The following is a 17,829-nucleotide window of genomic DNA, read 5'->3' on the forward strand; positions in this document are numbered from 1 at the left end:
GCGATGCCCGGATGCGCCGGAGTCGGAGAGCGGCCCCCCGCCACTGGATCGCTGCGCTTTCGCTCGCGAGGACGGCGGAGGCGCCTGCAATGAGGGCGCTAAGGCTCCGTCAGCGGCAGCCCCCGGCTCGGCGGCGAGGGCATGAGATCCGGCGTGACGGCGTAGAGCTTGCGGTGGGCGAGCACCGCGTAGGTGTCGGTCATGCCGGCGATGTAGTCCGCGACCCGGCGGGCGATCCTGGAGGCGGAGGCTTCTTCCAGGCCGACGCTCCACTCCTCCGGCATCCGCTTCGGGTCGGCGGTGAAGGCACCGAAGAGATCGGTGACGATGGCCGCCGCCTTCTCCCGCACGGCGACGACGCTCGCGTCGCGATACATCCGTTTCCAAAGGAAGCGCATCACCTCGGCGTCGGCGGCCTCGATGGCCGGCGAGAAGGCGACCACCGGTGCCCCGGCGGCGTGGATGTCGGCGACGCTGGCCGGGGCGAGCAGCGCGATCCGCCGCTCGCTCTCGCGGATCACGTCCTCCACGAAGCGGGTGATGACCCGGCGGGCCAACTCGTGGACGACGCGCGCGGATTCGAGCCCCGGATGAAGGCGCTCGATCTCGTCGAGGAGTCCGGCGAGGAAGGGCACCTCCCGCAGGTCGGCAAGGTCGAACAGACCCGCCCGCAGCCCGTCGTCGAGATCGTGGGCGGCGTAGGCGATGTCGTCGGCCAGCGCCGCCGCCTGCGCCTCCGGTCCCGCATGGGCGGCGAGGTCGAGGGGATGGACCGCGTCGTATTCCAGGATCGCGGCGGGGATGCCCCGGGCGGCATAGCGCGGCGTCGGCGCGCCCGCCGGCGTGAGGAGGGGCCCGTTGTGCTTCACCAAGCCTTCCAGCGTCTCCCAGGTCAGGTTCAGCCCGTCGAAGGTGGCGTAGCGGCGCTCCAGACGGGTGACGATGCGCAGGGTCTGGGCGTTGTGGTCGAACCCGCCATGGGGCGCCATGCAGGCGTCCAGGGCATCCTCGCCGGTATGGCCGAAGCAGGTGTGGCCGAGGTCGTGGGACAGGGCCAGCGCCTCCGCGAGGTCCTCGTCCAGCCCCAGCGCTCGCGCCAGCGCCCGGGCGATCTGCGAGACTTCGAGGGAGTGGGTCAGGCGCGTGCGGTAGTGGTCGCCCTCGTGGTGCACGAAGACCTGGGTCTTGTGCTTGAGGCGCCGGAAGGCGGTGGAATGGATGATCCGGTCGCGGTCGCGCTGGAAGTCGCTCCGGGTGGGCGAGCCCGGCTCGGGGATGAGGCGACCCCGGGTGGCGGCGGGATCCGTCGCGTAAGGCGCCCGCCAGCGCTCGCCGTTGCTCCGTCTGCCTTCGCTCACGCTCGCTCCTCTCCAGCGCAGTCCGACGACCGGGATACCGGTTGCCGCGAGACTGCGCGGTGCGACGATGATCCGTCGCCGCTCCGGACGGGCGCATTGCAGCGCGACCGCGGCGCCCATATCTTGGAGCGGCGAGGGCCCGGCGCAATCGCTCCGTTCGCCCGCCGCGGTTGTTCCTGTGGCCGAGACCGAAACCGAAGCCATGTCCGATATCACCCTGACCCCCCGCGCCGCCAAGCGCATCAACGAGATCATGGGGGACGAGCCCCCCGGCTCCCTCCTGCGCATCAGCGTGAACGGCGGCGGCTGTTCGGGCTTCTCCTACTCGTTCGACATCGCCCGCGACCGCGAGGCGCAGGACATCGCCATCGAGCGGGACGGGGCGACGGTGGTGGTCGATCCGGTCTCGGTCCAATACATGGCGGGCTCGACCATCGACTTCGTGAACGACCTGATCGGTCAGTCCTTCAAGATCGAGAACCCGCTCGCCACCGCCTCCTGCGGCTGCGGCACGTCCTTCTCCCTGTAGGACGCGAGGCGACGCGAGCGTTGCACGGGGGCGACATCCCTCGTCCGCCACGCTCGCGCCACCATCCCGGGATTGTCTGGGAGCGCCGGACACGGCAACCCAAAGCGGTATTCTCGCCTTTCAACCCGGAATAGTTGATGATCTTCCCGGCGGCTCGTCGTCCTCGGACGGTTCTCGCAGCCAGAACCCTCGCCGTGGCCTCCACCTTGGGCCTCGCCCTGGCGACGGGGCCGGTCGTCACCGTTCCGGTCATAGCGCAAGAGGGCGCCGCCGCCGTTCAGGACGTCACGCTCACGGACGTGACCTTCCCCCTCGGCGGGACCACCGTGCGGATCCCGAAACTCGTGGCGAGCGGCACGCGCCTCTCGCGGGACGATCTGGCGGCGATCTTCCGCGCCGGATCGCCGGAGCCCTGGGCGGCCCGCCTCGCGCGGCTGGATGCGTCGAGCCTCACCGCCCCGGTCCTCGTCGCGGATTACGCAGGCCCGAAGGAGACCCGCCAGACCACCACCTATCGGGAGGTGATGGCGCGCAACGTCCGGGCGGGGAAGATCGGCGAACTGGTCGCCGCCGGAGCCACCCTCACCATCGGGAGTCCCGATCCCGCCTCCAAGGGCGGCGGCACCTACGGCGCGCTCCGCATCACCGACGTGGATCTCACCGCGCTCGCCCGCCTCGCGGCCGAGGCGGGCGACGGCAAGGGGCCGGTCCTGCCGATCTACGGGTCGCTCCAGGTTTCCGACATCGCCTTCACCTACGAGCGCGGCACGACGGTGAAGATCGCCCGGTTCGATGGGCGGGACATCGGTGCCCGGCAGGTGCCCGGCGGCTGGAATGGCGCACTGGACAACATCGCGGCACCGGGTGCCGACCCCGCGGCCGATCCGGCCGTCAAGCGCGGCGCGCTGTCGGCCGGCGCCGACCTTCTGGCGGCCACGGCCATCGGGGGCTTCGATCTGCGCAGCCTCAGCGTCAGCGATTCGTCGCGCGGCACGCCGGTCCTCACCGAGATCGGGCGAATCGGTTTCGCCTCGGGCGGGCCGGAGGCCGGTCTCACCCTCGACGACCTCACCGTTTCGGGCGGCGCCACCCGGACCCATCTCGGCAAGGTCCGCCTTGCGGGCACCGCCATGGCGCCCTTCATCGCCGCCCTGCGCCGGATCGCGGCCGATCCCGACGGCACCCCCTCGGTGTCGGAGATGCGCGACCTCGCCGCCGGGCTCGGCACGCTGACCCTGACGGATCTCGTCACCGACCTGCCCGACGACCCGCCGCCCGCCAAGCGCGGCGCCCTCGAAACGCCCAGCCAGAAGCAGGCGGACGCCGCCGCGCGGCCCCTCGTGAAATCGCGCGTCGTGGAGACGCGCCCGGACGTGAAGGCGGGCGATCCCCTCGCGGTGGTGCCGCCGCCGACCAACCGGATCACCCTGCGCGAAGCCTCCCTCGGGCCCGTTCCGGCGGGCGCGGGCGCGCCGGGCTCGACGCGCCTGTCGCTGACCGGCCTGTCGCTGCCGGCGAGCCTCGTCGCCGGGCAGCCGCTGATCGGCGCCTTGCCCGCCTACGGCTACGGCGACCTCGACCTCGACGTCGCCGCCGACGCGGCCTGGGACGAGAGCGCCCGCACCGTGACCCTGAACGAGGTCAGCGTGTCCGGCCGGGACATCGGCCGGGTGAAGGTCACGGGCCAGTTCGGCGGGATCGGGCCGGAGCTGTTCTCCGGCAGCGTCCCGGCCCAGACCATGCTCATGTTCTCCGGCTCGGCGCGGGCCCTCGATGTCACCGTCGAGAACAGCGGCCTGTTCGAGCGGTTCCTGGCGGCGCAGGCCAAGGACCTGAGCCTCAAACCCGACGAGCTGCGCAAGGAATACGTCACGGCGAGCGTCCTCGGCGTGCCCGTCATCCTCGGCAACGGCCCGGCGGCGAAGGAGATCGGCGCGGCGATGGGCCAGTTCGTGGTGAACCCCGGCAAGCTGACCCTGCGGGCCAAGGCCAAGGAGCCGACCGGCCTCGGCTTCATCGACATCGGCACCGCCCGCTCGCCCGGCGCCGTGCTGGACCGGCTCGACGTGGAGGCGCGGGCCAACTGAGATCCGCGCGGCGTTCCTATTCGGCGATGACCTCGGGGTAGCGCGCGGCGAGGTCGGCGCGGGTGGCGTCGGCCCAGGCGCGGTCGCGGGCGCGGCGGGGCCGGTCGAGGGCGATGTCGGCGACGAGGCTCGCCGGGCGCCGCGAGACGAGGAGCAGCCGGTCCGCCACCGCGATGGCCTCGGCGACGTTGTGCGTCACCATCAGGACGCTCATCCGGGACAGATCCACCGTATCGACGACGAGGCCGCGCAGCTCCGCCGCCGCCGTGTCGTCGAGGGAAACGAAGGGCTCGTCCAGCACGAGGACGCGCGGTCCGGCGGCCAGCGCCCGGGCGAGGGATACCCGGCGCTGCATCCCCAGGGACAGGGCGTTGGGGAAGCGCCGCCGCCACGGCGTTAGCCCGAGGCGTTCGAACAGGGCGTCGAGGTCGCGCCCCCGGTCGCGCCGGGGGAGGCCGAGGCGCACGTTGTGCTCCACGCTCCGCCAGGGCAGCAGGCGCGGTTCCTGGAACACGATGCCGGCCTCCCCGGCCCCGGAGACCTCGCCGGTGAAGTCCTGATCGAGGCCGAGCAGGATGCGCAGGGTCGTGCTCTTGCCGGCGCCCGAGGGGCCGATCAGGCAGGCGATCTCGCCCTCCGCGACCGTGAAGGACAGGCCGCGCACCGCCTCGACGGGCTCCGCGCCCTTCGGCCGGTAGGTCTTGCCGGCGATGGCGACCCGCAGGACCGTCGCCCGGCCGGCGGCGGGTGGCTCAGCGCCAGCGGCGGGGGGCTCAGCGCCAACGGCGGACATGGGCCTCCAACCGTTGGAACAGGAGCACGTCGATGCCGATCATCACCGTCATGAAGACGAGGCTGTAGCCGATGATGGCTGCCACGTCGGTGCTCTGGATGAAGTAGAAATTGATGGCGAAGCCGACGCCGTCCGGCCGCCCGAGCAACTCCACCACCAGCACGATCTTCCAGGCGAGCGACAGCCCCGAGCGCGCGGCGGCCACGACGTAGGGCTGAAGCTGCGGCACGAGGATGTCCCGCACCCAGGTCCAGCGGTCGAGGCGATAGGCGCGGGCCATCTCCTCCAGGCCGGGATCGAGGTTGCGGGCGCCCTCGCGGACGATCACGGCGACGTTCGGCAGCTTGTTCAGCACCACGGCGAGGATCGCCGCCGCGTCGGTGAGCCCGACCCAGACATAGGCCAGCACGGTGATGACCAGGGCGGGCGTGTTGAGGAGGACGAGCAGGGGCGTGTCGAGGGCGAGATCGACCTTGCGGGACCGGCCGAGCGCCACGCCGAGGACGACGCCGAGGCCCATCGCGATGACGAAGGCGATGGCGACCCGCAGGAGCGTAATGCCGACGTTGTACTGCAGGTCGCCCCGCTTCGCCTCGGCCACGATGAAGCCCAGCACGGCCATGGGGGCGGGCAGGAGGCGAGATTGCGCCTCCCACGCGGCGGCCTGCCACGCGGCGACGAGGATCGCGATGGAAACGAGGCGGGTCAGCACGCGGGCCAGCACGCCGCCGCCGGTGCGGGGGTCTCACCCATCGCGGGAGCCGTCGTAATAGAGGTCGGGCGGCAGGCCGCTCCCCGTGCCGACGAGCCGCTCGCCCCCGAGCTTCGCCAGCACGGCGTAGAGCTTGCCCGCGTCGGCGCGCTCCACCGCCAGGGACCGCTGCGGAGTTCCCGCCAGGAACTCCCGCTTCAGCGCCTCGAAGGTCGCGTCGTCGGGGGCGTCCATCAGCGGGCGGACGATGGTCCACGTGGTGGGGTCGCTCGCCAGCATGTCCTTGGCGGCGCGCGAGGCGCGGTAGAACCCGCCGACCGCAGCGGGCTTTTCCGCCACCGTGGCGGCGTGGAACAGGTAGCCGATGAGGGAGACGTCGCCGCTCGTGCCCAGCGCCCGCATGATGTCCTCGGCGCGGACCAGGCGACGGAAGCCCTTGGGCTCAAGGCGGGCGCAGTAGGTCCAGTAGGTGAGGGCGGCGTCGAGGGCGCCCTGTTCCAGCTTGAGGGTGATGAGGGGCGGCGCGCCGTAGGCGATCTCGGCCTCGCGCTCCAGATCGATGCCGGCGGCGTCCTTGGCCTGGGCCTTGAGGAGCAGCCAGTTCTTGTCGAGGGGGCCGCCGGAGACGCCGAGCTTCTTGCCCGCCAAGTCCTTCAGGGTCTTGATCGGGCTGTCGGCGGGCACCATCACCGCGCCCTCGGAGGTCGAGTAGGGAATGAAGCGCAGGGCCTGGCCCTCGTTGCCGAGGCGGGAGGCCCAGAGCAGGTCGCCGATGATGGTGTCGACCTGGCCGCCGACGAAGCTGATCCGGGCCGCGTCGTTGCCGGCGAGCTTCGTCGCCTGCAGGGTGAAGCCGTTGGCCGTGTCGAGGCCGCGCGCCTTGATGACCGCCGCCTCCCAGGTGGAGGTGCCGAAGGGCAGGGAGCCGAGCTTGATCGTCGGGAGGTCGGCCGCTCGGGCAGAGCGGGTCGCGAGGCCGCCGAGCAGGCCGGCGGCGAGCATCGCGCGCCGTGACAGCATGAGCCTTCCCTCCGCCGGTGGTCCGGCCGCTTGATCGTTCCGCCCTGTCCGCTTCGCCCCGCCGTCGCGCGGGGTGGAACGCCGAGCCTTGAGCGCCGCCGTGCACGAGCGCCATTGCCAAAAGGTCATAGGGCGCGGCACGGGACCCGTCCACGGCCCATCGTGTGCCTCCGCACCAATCACGGTGCGCATGGCCGGCCAAACCGGAAAATCGCCCGATGCCTCGCTCTGGAGGCACTGCCGCCTTGTCCCGCGCCGGGGCCGCCCCACAACGGCGAACATCGTTCAACGAGGAGGGACTTCCATGACCGAGCGGCGGGAAACGGCGATGGACGAGGCGGCGATCGAGGCGCGGCTCAAGGCCGAGTTGCCGGCATGGCGGCTGGAGGACGGGTGGATCCGCCGCACCTACAAGACGGCGGGCTGGAAGGGCACGCTGATGGTGATCAACACCGTCGGCCATCTCGCCGAGGCCGCGTGGCACCACCCCGACATCACGGCCTCCTATGCCTGGGTCGAGGTGCGGTTGATGAATCACGCCGCCAAGGGCATCACCGACAAGGATTTCGCCCTGGCGAAGAAGATCGAGGAGGTCGTGTCCTGGCAGCCGGGCCAGGAGGGGCAGGGCCTTGAGGGCACCCCCACCGATCCGCGCTTCGCCTACATCAAGTACGACAAGTGAGGATGAGGGAAGGTTTGCCGGTCCTCACCGGCATTCCTTCCCGGTCCCTGCGAAGGCAGCGAGACGATCCCCGGCGGGGGCGCGGTCTCAGTGCCCGACCGAAAAGGTCGTCGCCCCCTCCGTCCTTGCGAGCGAAGCGATCCGGGGCACCGGGCCGTTTCCGAACGTGGCGCATCCCTGGATCGCTTCGCTCCGCTCGCAAGGACGGGGAGGGCTCCATGGGTCGCCGGAACCTGAGCAGCCAGATCCTTGGGGGCGTCGCGCGTCCCGGACTTGCTTCGGTTCTGGCCCACGATGACGGGTTGCGGCTTCACCGCCGCCCGAACAGTCGCTCGATGTCGGCGAGCTTCAGCTCCACCGAGGTCGGACGCCCGTGGTTGCACTGGCCGGAATTGGGCGTCTCCTCCATCTCGCGCAGGAGGGCGTTCATCTCCTCGGGCCGCAGGCGGCGGCCGGCGCGGACAGAGCCGTGGCAGCTCATGCGGGACAGCACAGCGTCGAGGCGTCGGCCGAGGGGGCCGGTCTCCGTGGCCGGGGCGGCGCCGTCCTCCAGGCCGCTCGCGTCGAGGGCGTCGAGGATGTCCGTGACGAGGTCGCGGATGCTGGCGCCGATGAGCAAGGCGGGGATCTCGCGGATCAGCACCGCCCCCGGCCCGAAGGGTTCGAGGGCGAGGCCCAGCCGTTCGAGGTCGGCGGCGCAGGCGCAGAGGCGCTCGGCGGCGTCCGGCTCCATCTCCACCACATCGGGGATGAGCAGGCCCTGGCGGGCGATTCCGCCCGCCGCGCGCTGCGCTTTCAGCCTCTCGTAGACGAGGCGTTCGTGGGCCGCGTGCTGGTCCACGATGACGAGGCCGTCTCGGGTCTGGGCGAGGATATAGGTCCCGTGGATCTGCGCCCGTGCCGCGCCCAGCGGATGCTGCTCACGCTCCTCCTCCCGCCCATCGTCCATGGCTGCGCCGGGGGCGGCCTGGGGCGGCAGGGCAGGGGCCGGATCGTAGGCCGCCTGCGGCGCCTCGCCGAAGGCGAAGGACGGGCCTGAGGGGCGTGGCGGGGCGTATCCCGCCGGGGCGGCGAGGGAGGGATAGTCCCTCGCTACCGGCGGCGGCGCCTGGAACAGGCCGGGGGCGGCAAAGCCCGTGTGGCGCCTGAGGCCCGGGGTGGAGGACGCGTAGGCGGTGGGCCGCAGGGCGTCGAGGGTGGCCGAGCCGCCGGTCGTCGCGGAGCGGGCGCCGCCGCGGCGCAGGGCATCGTGGATCGCGCTCACCACCAGGGCGCGCACGAGGCCGGGTTCGCGGAAGCGAACCTCGGTCTTGGCCGGATGGACGTTTACGTCCACTTGGTCGGGCGCGCAGGCGATGACGAGGCCGAGCACCGGATGACGGTCGGAGGACAGCGTGTCGGCATAGGCGCCCTTCACCGCGCCCAGCAGCAGCCGGTCGCGCACGGGGCGCCCGTTGACCACCATGTGGACGTAGGCCCCCGTGCCCCGGTGGTAGGTCGGCAACCCGGCATGGCCGCTGACGGCGAAGCCCTCGCGTTCGAGGTGGACCGGCAGGGCATTGGCCGGGAAATCCGGCCCCAGCACGCCGGCGAGGCGGCGCAGCAGCGGATCCTCGCCCTCCTCGGCGGGGAGGATGAGGGACTGGCCGGCTTCCGTACGCAGGGAGAAGCGGATCTGCGGATGCGCGGCGGCGAGGCGGCGGACGATCTCCCCCACCGCCGCCGTCTCGGCGCGGTCCGATTTCAGGAACTTCAGGCGGGCAGGCGTCGCCGCGAAGAGGTCCGTCACCTCGATCCGCGTGCCCCGTGCACCGGCGGCGGGCATGACCTCGCCCTTGCGCCCGGCATCGACCACGAGGCTCGCGCCGGCCGCCGCGCCGTCGGGCCGCGAGGTGATCGACAGGCGCGAGACCGCGCCGATGGAGGGGAGGGCCTCGCCCCGGAAGCCGAGGGTGGCGATGCGCGACAGGTCGCCGTCGGGCAATTTCGAGGTGGCATGCCGCTCGACCGCGAGGGCGAGGTCGTCGGGCCCCATGCCGCGCCCGTCATCGACGACGCGGATCAGGCGCTTGCCGCCGCCCTCGATCGTGATCTCGACGGACCGCGCGCCCGCGTCGATGGCGTTCTCGACGAGTTCCTTCGTCGCCGATGCGGGACGCTCGACCACCTCGCCCGCCGCGATGCGGTCGACGAGGACCGGGTCGAGGCGGCGGATCGAATGCGGGGCGGTGGACATGCCCCGGCACGGTAGCCGGAGCGGGACCGCCGCTCCAGCGCCATCTCCGCGTCGGCGGAGAAGGGTGTGTGTTACGCGCTGCGCCGCGTGCCGCCGAGGCTGATCCGGGCCGGGCCCGTGGCGCGCGTGCCGTGGGTCGGCGCCGTGTAGGGGCGGCGGGAGAGGTCGTAGAGGGCGTTGCCGATCAGGCCGCCCGCCCGGCGCAGGCTCGTGCCGTCGCAGGTCTCCGCGACGCGCACCCCGATCTCGTGGGTGTGGCTGCGGCCGTACAGCCAGACCGCGAGGCGGGCGCGCGTCGATTCGGGAATGCCGTCCACGAGCTCCTTGACCGCCCGTGGATCGGCCTTGGCCAAGCGCCCGACGGCCTCCGGCGAAACCGGGCAATCCAGGGCGGGATCGTCAATGCTGAAGGCAGAAGTCCGGGACATCTCGACACCCATCGACTGATGCCGGGATGATGGAGATCGATTGGTTAACGAATGGTATCCGGCCGGTCTATCGCGCTGCCATAACTAGTCACGGGCGAGGCCAGAACAGAATTCGAGAGTGTGAGAACTCTACTGCGATGCTTCGAAGCAACACCAGCGTTTGCTCAAAGCTTGGCCATTATGCTCGGCAGGTAGGGCGGGGTGCTCACGCGTCAAGCGGCGGTCGGTCGATAGGGAGCGAATGAGGGGCGAGGGAAGAGGGGCGGCGGCGCCATCCCGGCGCCGCCCGCCATCCATCAAAGAGGCCTGCGCAGCTTCCGGGCGATGAGGCCGACGACGCCTTCGCGGAACAGGAGCACGCACAGCACGAAGACGCAGCCCTGGATCACCGTCACCCAGGCGCCGAACTGCGCGAGGTAGGTTTCCATGGTGACGATCACCAGCGCGCCGACGATGGGCCCGAACACGGTGCCCATGCCGCCGACGAGGGTCATCAGCACCACCTCGCCCGACATCGACCAGTGGACGTCGGTGAGGGAGGCCAACTGGAACACGATGGCCTTGGTGGCGCCCGCGAGGCCCGCCAGCGTCGCGGACAGGACGAAGACGGCGAGCTTGTACTGGTTCACCCGGTAACCCAGCGAGACGGCGCGGCTCTCGTTATCGCGGATCGCCTTCAGCACCTGCCCGAAGGGCGAGTGGATGATGCGGTAGATCGCGAGCATCCCGAAGAAGAAGATCACCGCGACGAGGGCATACATCGTCCGGTCGTCGGCGAGGCTGATCGCGCCGAACAGGTTGCCCCGTGGCACCGCCTGGATGCCGTCCTCGCCGCCCGTGAACTTCGCCTGGAGGGCGAAGAAGAACGCCATCTGCGCGAGGGCCAGGGTGATCATCGAGAAGTAGATGCCCTGCCGCCGGATCGCCAGCGCGCCGAAGACGAGGCCGAGCAGGGCGGCGGTGAGGGTGCCCAGCAGGATCGCCACCTCGGGGCTGAAGCCCCAGACCTTGGCACCGTAGGCCGAGAGGTAGCTCGCCATGCCGAAATAGGCCGCATGGCCGAAGGAGAGCAGGCCGCCGTAGCCGAGGAGCAGGTTGAAGGCCAGCGCGAACAGCGCGAAGCACAGCACCTTCATCAGGTAGACGGGGTAGAGCACCATCGGAGCCGCGACCAGCAGCACCGCGATGCCGACGAAGATCTTGCGCTGGAGCGCCTTGTCGTCCCGGCTCTCGGGCAGGGCGGCCGCGATCGGGGCGGCGTCGAGGGCGGCGGTGTCGGCCATGGGAATGCCTCAGATCGCGATCAGGCCGTGCGCCCGAACAGGCCGGCGGGTTTGACGAGGAGCACGAGGACCATGATCACGAAGATCACCGTCGAGGACGCTTCCGGGTAGAACACCTTGGTCAGGCCCTCGACGAGTCCCAGCGCGAAGCCCGTGATGACCGAGCCGATGATCGAGCCCATGCCGCCGATCACCACGACGGCGAAGACCACGATGATGATGTCGGCACCCATGTTCGGGTTCACCGAGTAGATCGGCGCCGCGAGCACGCCGGCGAAGCCCGCCAGCGCCACGCCGAACCCGTAGGTCAGCGTGAGGAACAGGGGCACGTTCACGCCGAAGGCCTGGACCAGGGTCGGGTTCTCGGTGGCGGCCCGCAGATAGGCGCCGAGCTTGGTTTTCTCGATCACCAGCCAGGTGGCGATGCACACCGCAAGCGACGCGACGACGACCCAGGCCCGGTAGTTCGGCAGGAACATGAAGGGCAGGCGCTGGCCGCCCGCGAGTTCCGCCGGGATGGCGTAGGGCAGGCCCGACACGCCGTACTGGTTGCGGAACAGCCCCTGGATGATCAGCGCGAGGCCGAAGGTCAGGAGCAGGCCGTAGAGGTGGTCGAGCTTGTAGAGTCGCGCGATCAGGACCCGTTCGAGGATGACGCCGAACACGCCGACCACCAGGGGCGCCAGCCCAAGCGCCCACCAGTAGCCGAGTCCGAAATAGGTGAGCAGCATCCAGGCCACGAACGCGCCCATCATGTAGAGCGCGCCGTGGGCGAAGTTGATGATGTTCAACAAGCCGAAGATGATCGCCAGCCCGAGCGAGAGGATCGCGTAAAACGACCCGTTGATCAGCCCGAGCAGCAACTGGCCGAACAGCGCCTGGGTCGGCACGCCGAAAATCGTGGTCATGGCTGGCCTCCCAGACGCCTACGCACTCAGCCCTTCACCAGCGGGCAGCCGCCTTCGCCGAGCGGGCGGAAGACCTGGTCGCCGGGGATGGTCTCGAGCTTCTTGTACAGGTCCCATTCGCCCTTCGACTCGGAGGGCTTCTTGACCTCGAACAGGTACATGTCGTGGATCTTGCGGCCGTCGGCCCGCACCACGCCCTTGCCGAACAGCGGATCGTCCGTCGGCATGGCCTTCATCTTGTTCACGGTGGCGACGCCGTCCGCGGTCGACTTCAGCTCGGCCACGGCCTTCAGGTAATGCAGCACGTCCGAGTAGACGCCGGCATGGTTGGAGGTCGGCTTGGAGCCGCCCTTCATCTGCTTGCTGAAGCGGTCTGAGAAGGCGCGGGTCTGGTCGTTCAGGTCCCAGTAGAACGGCTCCGTCAGCACGAGGCCCTGGGCGACCTTGGTGCCGAGCGAATGCACGTCGGAGGAGAAGACGAGGAGGCCGGCGAGCGACTGGCCGCCCTCGGTGATGCCGAACTCGCCCGCCTGCTTGATCGAGTTGATCGTGTCCGCGCCCGCGTTGGCGAGGCCGATCACCTTCGCGCCGGACCCCTGGGCCTGGAGCAGGAAGGAGGAGAAGTCGGCGGTGGGGAAGGGCGTCTTCACCGAGCCGACGACCTTGCCGCCATTCTTTTCGATGACCTTGGTGGTGTCGCGCTGGAGCGTCTGGCCGAACACGTAGTCGGCGGTGAGGAAAAACCACGTGTTGCCGCCGCGCTTCACCATCGCGCCGCCTGTGCCGTTGGCGAGCGCCACCGTGTCGTAGACCCAGTGGATGGTGTTCGGGCTGCACTGCGAGCCCGTGAGGTCGGCGGTGCCGGCGCCCGTGTCGATGAAGACCTTGTTCTTCTCCTTGGTGACCTGGCTGATCGCCAGGGCGACGGAGGAGGTGACGCCGTCGGTGATCATGTCGACGTTGTCGCGGTCGTACCACTGCCGGGCGATGGCCGCGCCGACATCGGGCTTGTTCTGGTGGTCGGCCGAGACGATCTCGACCTTCAGCCCGTGGCTCTCGGGCTTGAAATCCTCGACGGCGAGGCGAGCGGCGACGACCGAGCCCTCGCCGCTGATGTCGGAATAGGCGCCCGAGCGGTCGCCGAGGACGCCGATCTTCACCGCCGTCTGGGCGGAGGCCGGCGCGATCAGCGCGGCGCCGGCCAGGAGGGCGCCCGCGACCGCGGCAACCGGGAAACGTCCGTTCATGCGTTCGACTCCTTGGTGGCCCCGCTCCATCGTCGCGGCGCCATGAGAACAGAGGGAAGTCCCGCCCCGGTCAGACGCCGAGATAGGTGTGAAGCTTGTCGATGTTCGCGTCGAGGTCGGCATTCGGGATCTGGTCCACGACCCGCCCCTGCTCGATCACGAAGTGCCGGTCGGCCAAGGTCTGCGCGAAGCGAAAGTTCTGCTCCACGAGGACGATGGTGTACCCTTGCGTCTTCAGCTTCTGGATCGTCCGCCCGATCTGCTGGACGATCACCGGGGCGAGGCCCTCGGTCGGCTCGTCGAGGAGGATCGTCTTCGCCCCCGTCCGCAGGATGCGGCCGATCGCCAGCATCTGCTGCTCGCCGCCCGACAGCTTGGTGCCCTGGCTCCCCGCCCGCTCCTTGAGGTTCGGGAACAGGGTGTGGATCTCGGCGACGGTCATGCCGCCGGGCTTCACCCGCGGCGGCAGCATCAGATTCTCCTGCACCGACAGGGACGAGAAGATGCCCCGCTCCTCCGGCACGTAGCCGAGGCCGAGCTTGGCGATCTTGCGCGAGGCCATGCCGATGGTCTCGACGCCCTCGTAGGTGATGGAGCCCTGCCGACGGCCGAGGATGCCGATGATCGCGCGGAGCGTCGTGGTCTTGCCGGCACCGTTGCGGCCGAGGAGCGTCACCACCTCGCCCGCGCGGACATCGATGTCGATGCCGTGCAGCACGTGGCTCTCGCCGTACCAGCCTTGCAACCCGCGCACCGCGAGGAGGGGCGCCGTGGCGGCGGCCGGAGACAGTTTCTGCGCAGCCTCAGGCATGACCCGACCCGATATAAGCCTCGACCACGCGCGGGTCCTTGGACACGGTGGCGTAGTCGCCTTCGGCGAGCACCTGCCCGCGGGCAAGCACGGTGATGCGGTCCGAGAGGGAGGCCACCACGGAGAGGTTGTGCTCGACCATGAGGATCGTGCGGTCCTTCCCCACCCGGCGGATCAGCTCGGCGGTGCGGTCCACGTCCTCGTGACCCATGCCGGCCATCGGCTCGTCGAGGAGGAGCATCTCGGGATCGAGGGCAAGCGTCGTCGCGATCTCCAGGGCGCGCTTGCGGCCGTAGGAGAGTTCCACCGCGGGGATCTCGGCGTAGTCCGACAGGCCCACCGCCTCCACGAGTTCCAGCGCCTCGGCGTTGAGCACCCGCAGGGCCTTTTCGGGACGCCAGAAATCGAAGGAGTCGCCGTGGCGGCGCCGCTGCAGGGCGATGCGCACGTTCTCCATCACCGTGAAGTGCGGGAACACCGCCGAGATCTGGAAGGACCGGACGAGGCCGAGCCGCGCCACGTCGGCCGGCTTCAGTCCGGTGATGTCCTTGTCCTTGTAGCGGATCGTCCCCGCTGTCGGGATCAGGAACTTGGTGAGGAGATTGAAACAGGTGGTCTTACCGGCCCCGTTGGGGCCGATGAGGGCGTGAATGGTGCCCCGCTCCACTTGCAGCGCGACATTGTTGACGGCGCGAAAACCTTTGAATTCCATGGTCAACCCTTGGGTTGCCAGGATCACGTCACGTCCCAAATGCGGTCCTCCCCGCCGTTCTTTGTCGTTCTATGAACGAACGCCCATCGCAACGTCCATCGGAATTTGCGCGGGGAAGCGAACAATCCACGCCCGCTGATATGCCCCGATACCGTTCCGCCGGCAGGCGCGGCGGACTAAAGCAACGGGACGAACGTACCGGATGGGATCGACGGCGCGATGACGATTGACAAGACCGCAGCCAAGGCCGGGCTCGACGCCCTCGATACGCCCTGCCTCCTCCTCGACGAGGCGAAGCTTCTTGCCAACCTCGACGGCCTGAGGGGCCGTCTCGCCGCCCTCGGCGTTGCCTTCCGGCCCCATCTCAAGACCGCCAAGTCCATCGACGTGGCCCGCCGGGCGATGACGAGCCCGCAGGGGCCGGCCACGGTCTCAACACTTAAGGAGGCCGAGTATTTCGCCGAGCGCGGCGTCACCGATCTGACCTACGCCGTGGGGATCGCGCCCCACAAGCTCGACCGGGTGGGGGCCATCCGGCGCCGGTGGGGCGCCGACCTCGCGGTGATCCTCGATTCCGTGGCGCAGGCGCAGGCGGTCGCGGCCTGGTGCAGCGCCACCGGCGAACGGCTGCCGGTGATGATCGAGGTCGATCCGGACGGGCATCGCTCCGGCGTGAAGCCCCACGATGCCGACCTTCTCCTCGCCATCGGCCGCGCCCTCGGGTCCGATCCCGACCTGCGGGGCGTGCTGCTCCATGCGGGCGACAGCTACGGCCTGTCCGATCCCAATTCCCTGGTCCGCGCGGCGGAGGCGGAGCGTGCCGCCGCGCTCCAGGCCGCCGGAACCCTGCGCGGGGAGGGGTGGCCGTGTCCGGTCGTGAGCGTCGGCTCCACCCCCACTGCCCGCCACGCCCGGGACCTCGGCGGCGTCACCGAGGTCCGGGCCGGCGTATTCATGTTCGGCGATCTCGTTCAGGCCGGGATCGGCTCCTGCGCGGTGGACGACATCGCCGTCTCGGTGCTCACCACCGTGATCGGCCACCGGCCCGACCGGGGCTGGATCATCACCGATGCGGGCTGGATGGCCATGTCCCGCGACCGGGGGACGGCCGGACAGGCGGTGGACCAGGGCTACGGCCTTGTCTGCGACCGGGACGGCACGCCGATCCCCGATCTCATCGTCGCCCAGGCCAACCAGGAGCACGGCGTCGTCGCCCTGCGTCCGGGCTCCGGCGGGACCCTGCCCGACCTGCCGCTCGGCACCCGCCTGCGCATCCTGCCCAACCACGCCTGCGCCACCGCCGCGCAGTACGACCGCTACCACGTGATCGAGAAGGACGGCCGCCTCGGCGCGGTCTGGCCGCGGATCAACGGGTGGTAGAGTTCTGTCCCGCCGCCGCGCGTCAGGCCGTCTTTGCGAGCGGAGCAAAGCCATCCGCAACGGCGCCAGGGTCCGAGAGGACCCGGAGCGCCGGACGGCGTCGCGTCGCCCGCAATGCCGGGTGCGGATCGATCAATACTCGATGATGTCTTCCAGCGCGTAGTGCTTCACCGTCTTCCGGTTGGCGATCAACTCGTCGACGGTGGGCTCGCCCTTGAGGGCACGGGCGATGGCGAGCTTCGTCGCCTCGTAGTTGGTCCGGTAGAGATCCTTGCGGTCGAGGTTGTCGTCGTCCGCGCAGCGGATATCGAGCCAGATCATGATGATCATGCACAGGTCGTCCAGGCCCTCCTTCGGGAGGATGCCCTCGATGATGCAATCGACGATGGCATCGCCGGTGGCCGCCTGGACCACGCCGCCGAGGAGCTCGACATAGTCGGCGCTCTGGATCGTCACCTTGCTGGTCATCATCGTTGCCGGACGCACCAGCTGGTTCAGGTCGCGCACCACGAACATGCGGGTATGGCCGACGGCCTGACCCATCATGGAGGCGAAGGCCTGACCCACGGGGCCCCGGACCGAGCCGATCAGCACCTCGGGCATGGCATCGGTGTATTGACCCTCCGCCGCGAGGACCGTCGCCTCGCCGGCGCGAAACCAAATCTCTGACATGAAGCGTCTCCGTTGACCCCCCGGGGAGACATCATCCCTTCCGGGACGTCAACCGAGGACCGCCGGTGACGTCGGGATGATGACGGGGCCGGGTCCGCAGCCGCACCCGGCTTGAGCCGTTGCCCGTGGCGGGGCAGTGAGGAACGCGACGGCCGTTGCGGCGGATTTCATGCACAGGAGAATGCCGCGATGGCCGACCAGCCGACACGCGAGGGACAGTGGAGCCTGCAGGCGAGCGCCGTGCCCGATGGGGTCCGCCTCGAACTGACCCTGCCGGACCTCGCCGGACACCCCCTCACCGCCGCGGTGATCCTGGAGCGTGCCGAGGCCCGCGCCTTCGCCCGCGCCCTGCTGGCCGCCGCGGGGGATGCGGCGGAGCGGACCTTCCCGCACCCGGACCTGTGAGGGCGGCTACTGCGTCGTGAAACCGGGGCGGCGGCCGGGCAGGCGTGGCACCTTCGTGCCCCGCGCCTCGATCGGCGCAGCGCAGGAATAGGCGAACTCGGACTTCATGTCGTCGAATACCGTCTCGCCGGTGATCCGGCACTCCTCCCGGACGGTCTCGTCCAGGTAGGCGCGGGCGGCTGCGCGGAAGCGGCCGACGCGGCTCGCATCGGGATCGGGGTCGATCCGCAGGTCGTTCAGGTTGCAGCCGGTGATCTCGCGCAGGGCATTCGACACGATGAGCACCCGGCGGATCTGCCGGTTGTCGTACACCTCGTACGGCTCCTTGCAGCCGATGGTGACGACCTGCGACGGCAGGCCGACATAAACCTTCGAGATGTAGGAAAAGCTCGTCGCGGTGCAGCCGGCCAGGAGCGGCACCGTCAGCACCGGGATCGCCCAGGCCGGAATGGCCTTTTCCCGGATAGCCCTGGCGAGACGCGGAAGCCGCCGCACGATCCGCCATCCCCCTCGCATACGGGCCGTCCCGAACCATTCGGGCGTCGACCGCCGCCGTGAGGGGTAGC

The 17,829-nt window shown here is 70.2% G+C and carries 18 protein-coding genes; 5 read left to right on the forward strand and 13 right to left on the reverse strand.

Annotated features, from left to right (window positions below):
- Positions 1 to 98: 98 nt before the first annotated feature.
- Complete coding sequence (locus tag MFF06_RS07925) at positions 99 to 1,358, reverse strand: deoxyguanosinetriphosphate triphosphohydrolase (protein ID WP_238202676.1); 1,260 nt, start codon at positions 1,356 to 1,358, stop codon at positions 99 to 101.
- 202 nt (positions 1,359 to 1,560) lie between these two features.
- Here MFF06_RS07925 and MFF06_RS07930 point away from each other — a divergent pair, with 202 nt between their 5' ends.
- Both MFF06_RS07930 and MFF06_RS07935 read left to right on the forward strand, forming a co-directional pair.
- On the forward strand, positions 1,561 to 1,887 hold the full coding sequence (locus MFF06_RS07930; RefSeq protein WP_238202678.1) for a HesB/IscA family protein: 327 nt from the start codon (positions 1,561 to 1,563) through the stop codon (positions 1,885 to 1,887).
- Between the two features lie 194 nt (positions 1,888 to 2,081).
- Positions 2,082 to 3,974, forward strand: a complete 1,893-nt coding sequence (locus MFF06_RS07935; RefSeq protein ID WP_306421655.1) for an aq_1923 C-terminal domain — start codon at positions 2,082 to 2,084, stop codon at positions 3,972 to 3,974.
- A 16-nt stretch (positions 3,975 to 3,990) separates the two neighbouring features.
- Here MFF06_RS07935 and MFF06_RS07940 read toward each other — a convergent pair whose 3' ends face one another.
- From MFF06_RS07940 to MFF06_RS07950, 3 genes are read right to left on the reverse strand one after another with little or no spacing between them, the layout of a single operon-like run.
- The gene (locus MFF06_RS07940; protein ID WP_238202683.1) at positions 3,991 to 4,767 is read right to left on the reverse strand and encodes an ABC transporter ATP-binding protein; all 777 of its coding nucleotides are present in this window, start codon (positions 4,765 to 4,767) and stop codon (positions 3,991 to 3,993) included.
- Positions 4,748 to 5,491, reverse strand: a complete 744-nt coding sequence (locus MFF06_RS07945; RefSeq protein ID WP_238202685.1) for an ABC transporter permease — start codon at positions 5,489 to 5,491, stop codon at positions 4,748 to 4,750. The genes MFF06_RS07940 and MFF06_RS07945 overlap by 20 nt, the downstream gene beginning before the upstream one ends.
- Before the next feature lie 21 nt (positions 5,492 to 5,512).
- On the reverse strand, positions 5,513 to 6,499 hold the full coding sequence (locus MFF06_RS07950) for an ABC transporter substrate-binding protein (protein WP_238202686.1): 987 nt from the start codon (positions 6,497 to 6,499) through the stop codon (positions 5,513 to 5,515).
- Positions 6,500 to 6,803: 304 nt separating this feature from the next.
- Here MFF06_RS07950 and MFF06_RS07955 point away from each other — a divergent pair, with 304 nt between their 5' ends.
- The gene (locus tag MFF06_RS07955; protein WP_238202688.1) at positions 6,804 to 7,181 is read left to right on the forward strand and encodes a 4a-hydroxytetrahydrobiopterin dehydratase; all 378 of its coding nucleotides are present in this window, start codon (positions 6,804 to 6,806) and stop codon (positions 7,179 to 7,181) included.
- Positions 7,182 to 7,491: 310 nt separating this feature from the next.
- Here the strand turns inward: MFF06_RS07955 and mutL are convergent, their stop codons facing one another.
- From mutL to MFF06_RS07990, 7 genes are all read right to left on the reverse strand, one after another.
- Positions 7,492 to 9,417, reverse strand: coding sequence for a DNA mismatch repair endonuclease MutL (mutL, locus tag MFF06_RS07960; RefSeq protein ID WP_238202690.1), 1,926 nt, complete (start codon positions 9,415 to 9,417; stop codon positions 7,492 to 7,494).
- Positions 9,418 to 9,488: 71 nt separating this feature from the next.
- On the reverse strand, positions 9,489 to 9,845 hold the full coding sequence (locus MFF06_RS07965; protein WP_238202691.1) for a hypothetical protein: 357 nt from the start codon (positions 9,843 to 9,845) through the stop codon (positions 9,489 to 9,491).
- Between the two features lie 296 nt (positions 9,846 to 10,141).
- Entirely contained in the window at positions 10,142 to 11,128 is a 987-nt protein-coding gene (locus tag MFF06_RS07970; protein WP_238202693.1) for a branched-chain amino acid ABC transporter permease, read from the reverse strand.
- Between the two features lie 20 nt (positions 11,129 to 11,148).
- Positions 11,149 to 12,036 carry a branched-chain amino acid ABC transporter permease gene (locus MFF06_RS07975; RefSeq protein WP_238202695.1) on the reverse strand — a complete coding sequence of 296 codons (888 nt, stop codon included), beginning with the start codon at positions 12,034 to 12,036 and terminating at the stop codon, positions 11,149 to 11,151.
- A 26-nt stretch (positions 12,037 to 12,062) separates the two neighbouring features.
- Entirely contained in the window at positions 12,063 to 13,283 is a 1,221-nt protein-coding gene (locus tag MFF06_RS07980; protein WP_238202696.1) for an ABC transporter substrate-binding protein, read from the reverse strand.
- Positions 13,284 to 13,353: 70 nt separating this feature from the next.
- A complete protein-coding gene (locus tag MFF06_RS07985; RefSeq protein WP_238202698.1) occupies positions 13,354 to 14,094 on the reverse strand; it encodes an ABC transporter ATP-binding protein in 741 nt (246 codons plus the stop codon).
- Positions 14,087 to 14,806, reverse strand: coding sequence for an ABC transporter ATP-binding protein (locus tag MFF06_RS07990; RefSeq protein ID WP_370876625.1), 720 nt, complete (start codon positions 14,804 to 14,806; stop codon positions 14,087 to 14,089). Before MFF06_RS07990 ends, MFF06_RS07985 begins: the two co-directional genes overlap by 8 nt.
- 219 nt (positions 14,807 to 15,025) lie before the next feature.
- On the opposite strand from MFF06_RS07990, the gene MFF06_RS07995 reads away from it, so the two are divergent.
- Positions 15,026 to 16,186: an alanine racemase gene (locus tag MFF06_RS07995; RefSeq protein ID WP_238202701.1), complete on the forward strand. Its 1,161-nt coding sequence runs from the start codon at positions 15,026 to 15,028 to the stop codon at positions 16,184 to 16,186.
- A gap of 132 nt (positions 16,187 to 16,318) precedes the next feature.
- Here MFF06_RS07995 and fae read toward each other — a convergent pair whose 3' ends face one another.
- Positions 16,319 to 16,858 carry a formaldehyde-activating enzyme gene (gene fae / locus MFF06_RS08000; RefSeq protein ID WP_238202703.1) on the reverse strand — a complete coding sequence of 180 codons (540 nt, stop codon included), beginning with the start codon at positions 16,856 to 16,858 and terminating at the stop codon, positions 16,319 to 16,321.
- 189 nt (positions 16,859 to 17,047) lie between these two features.
- Here fae and MFF06_RS08005 point away from each other — a divergent pair, with 189 nt between their 5' ends.
- Complete coding sequence (locus MFF06_RS08005) at positions 17,048 to 17,263, forward strand: hypothetical protein (RefSeq protein ID WP_238202704.1); 216 nt, start codon at positions 17,048 to 17,050, stop codon at positions 17,261 to 17,263.
- A 6-nt stretch (positions 17,264 to 17,269) separates the two neighbouring features.
- Here MFF06_RS08005 and MFF06_RS08010 read toward each other — a convergent pair whose 3' ends face one another.
- A complete protein-coding gene (locus MFF06_RS08010) occupies positions 17,270 to 17,713 on the reverse strand; it encodes a hypothetical protein (protein WP_370876636.1) in 444 nt (147 codons plus the stop codon).
- Positions 17,714 to 17,829: the final 116 nt, after the last annotated feature.

This window comes from Methylobacterium aerolatum (assembly GCF_022179085.1).
Taxonomy (GTDB): domain Bacteria; phylum Pseudomonadota; class Alphaproteobacteria; order Rhizobiales; family Beijerinckiaceae; genus Methylobacterium; species Methylobacterium aerolatum.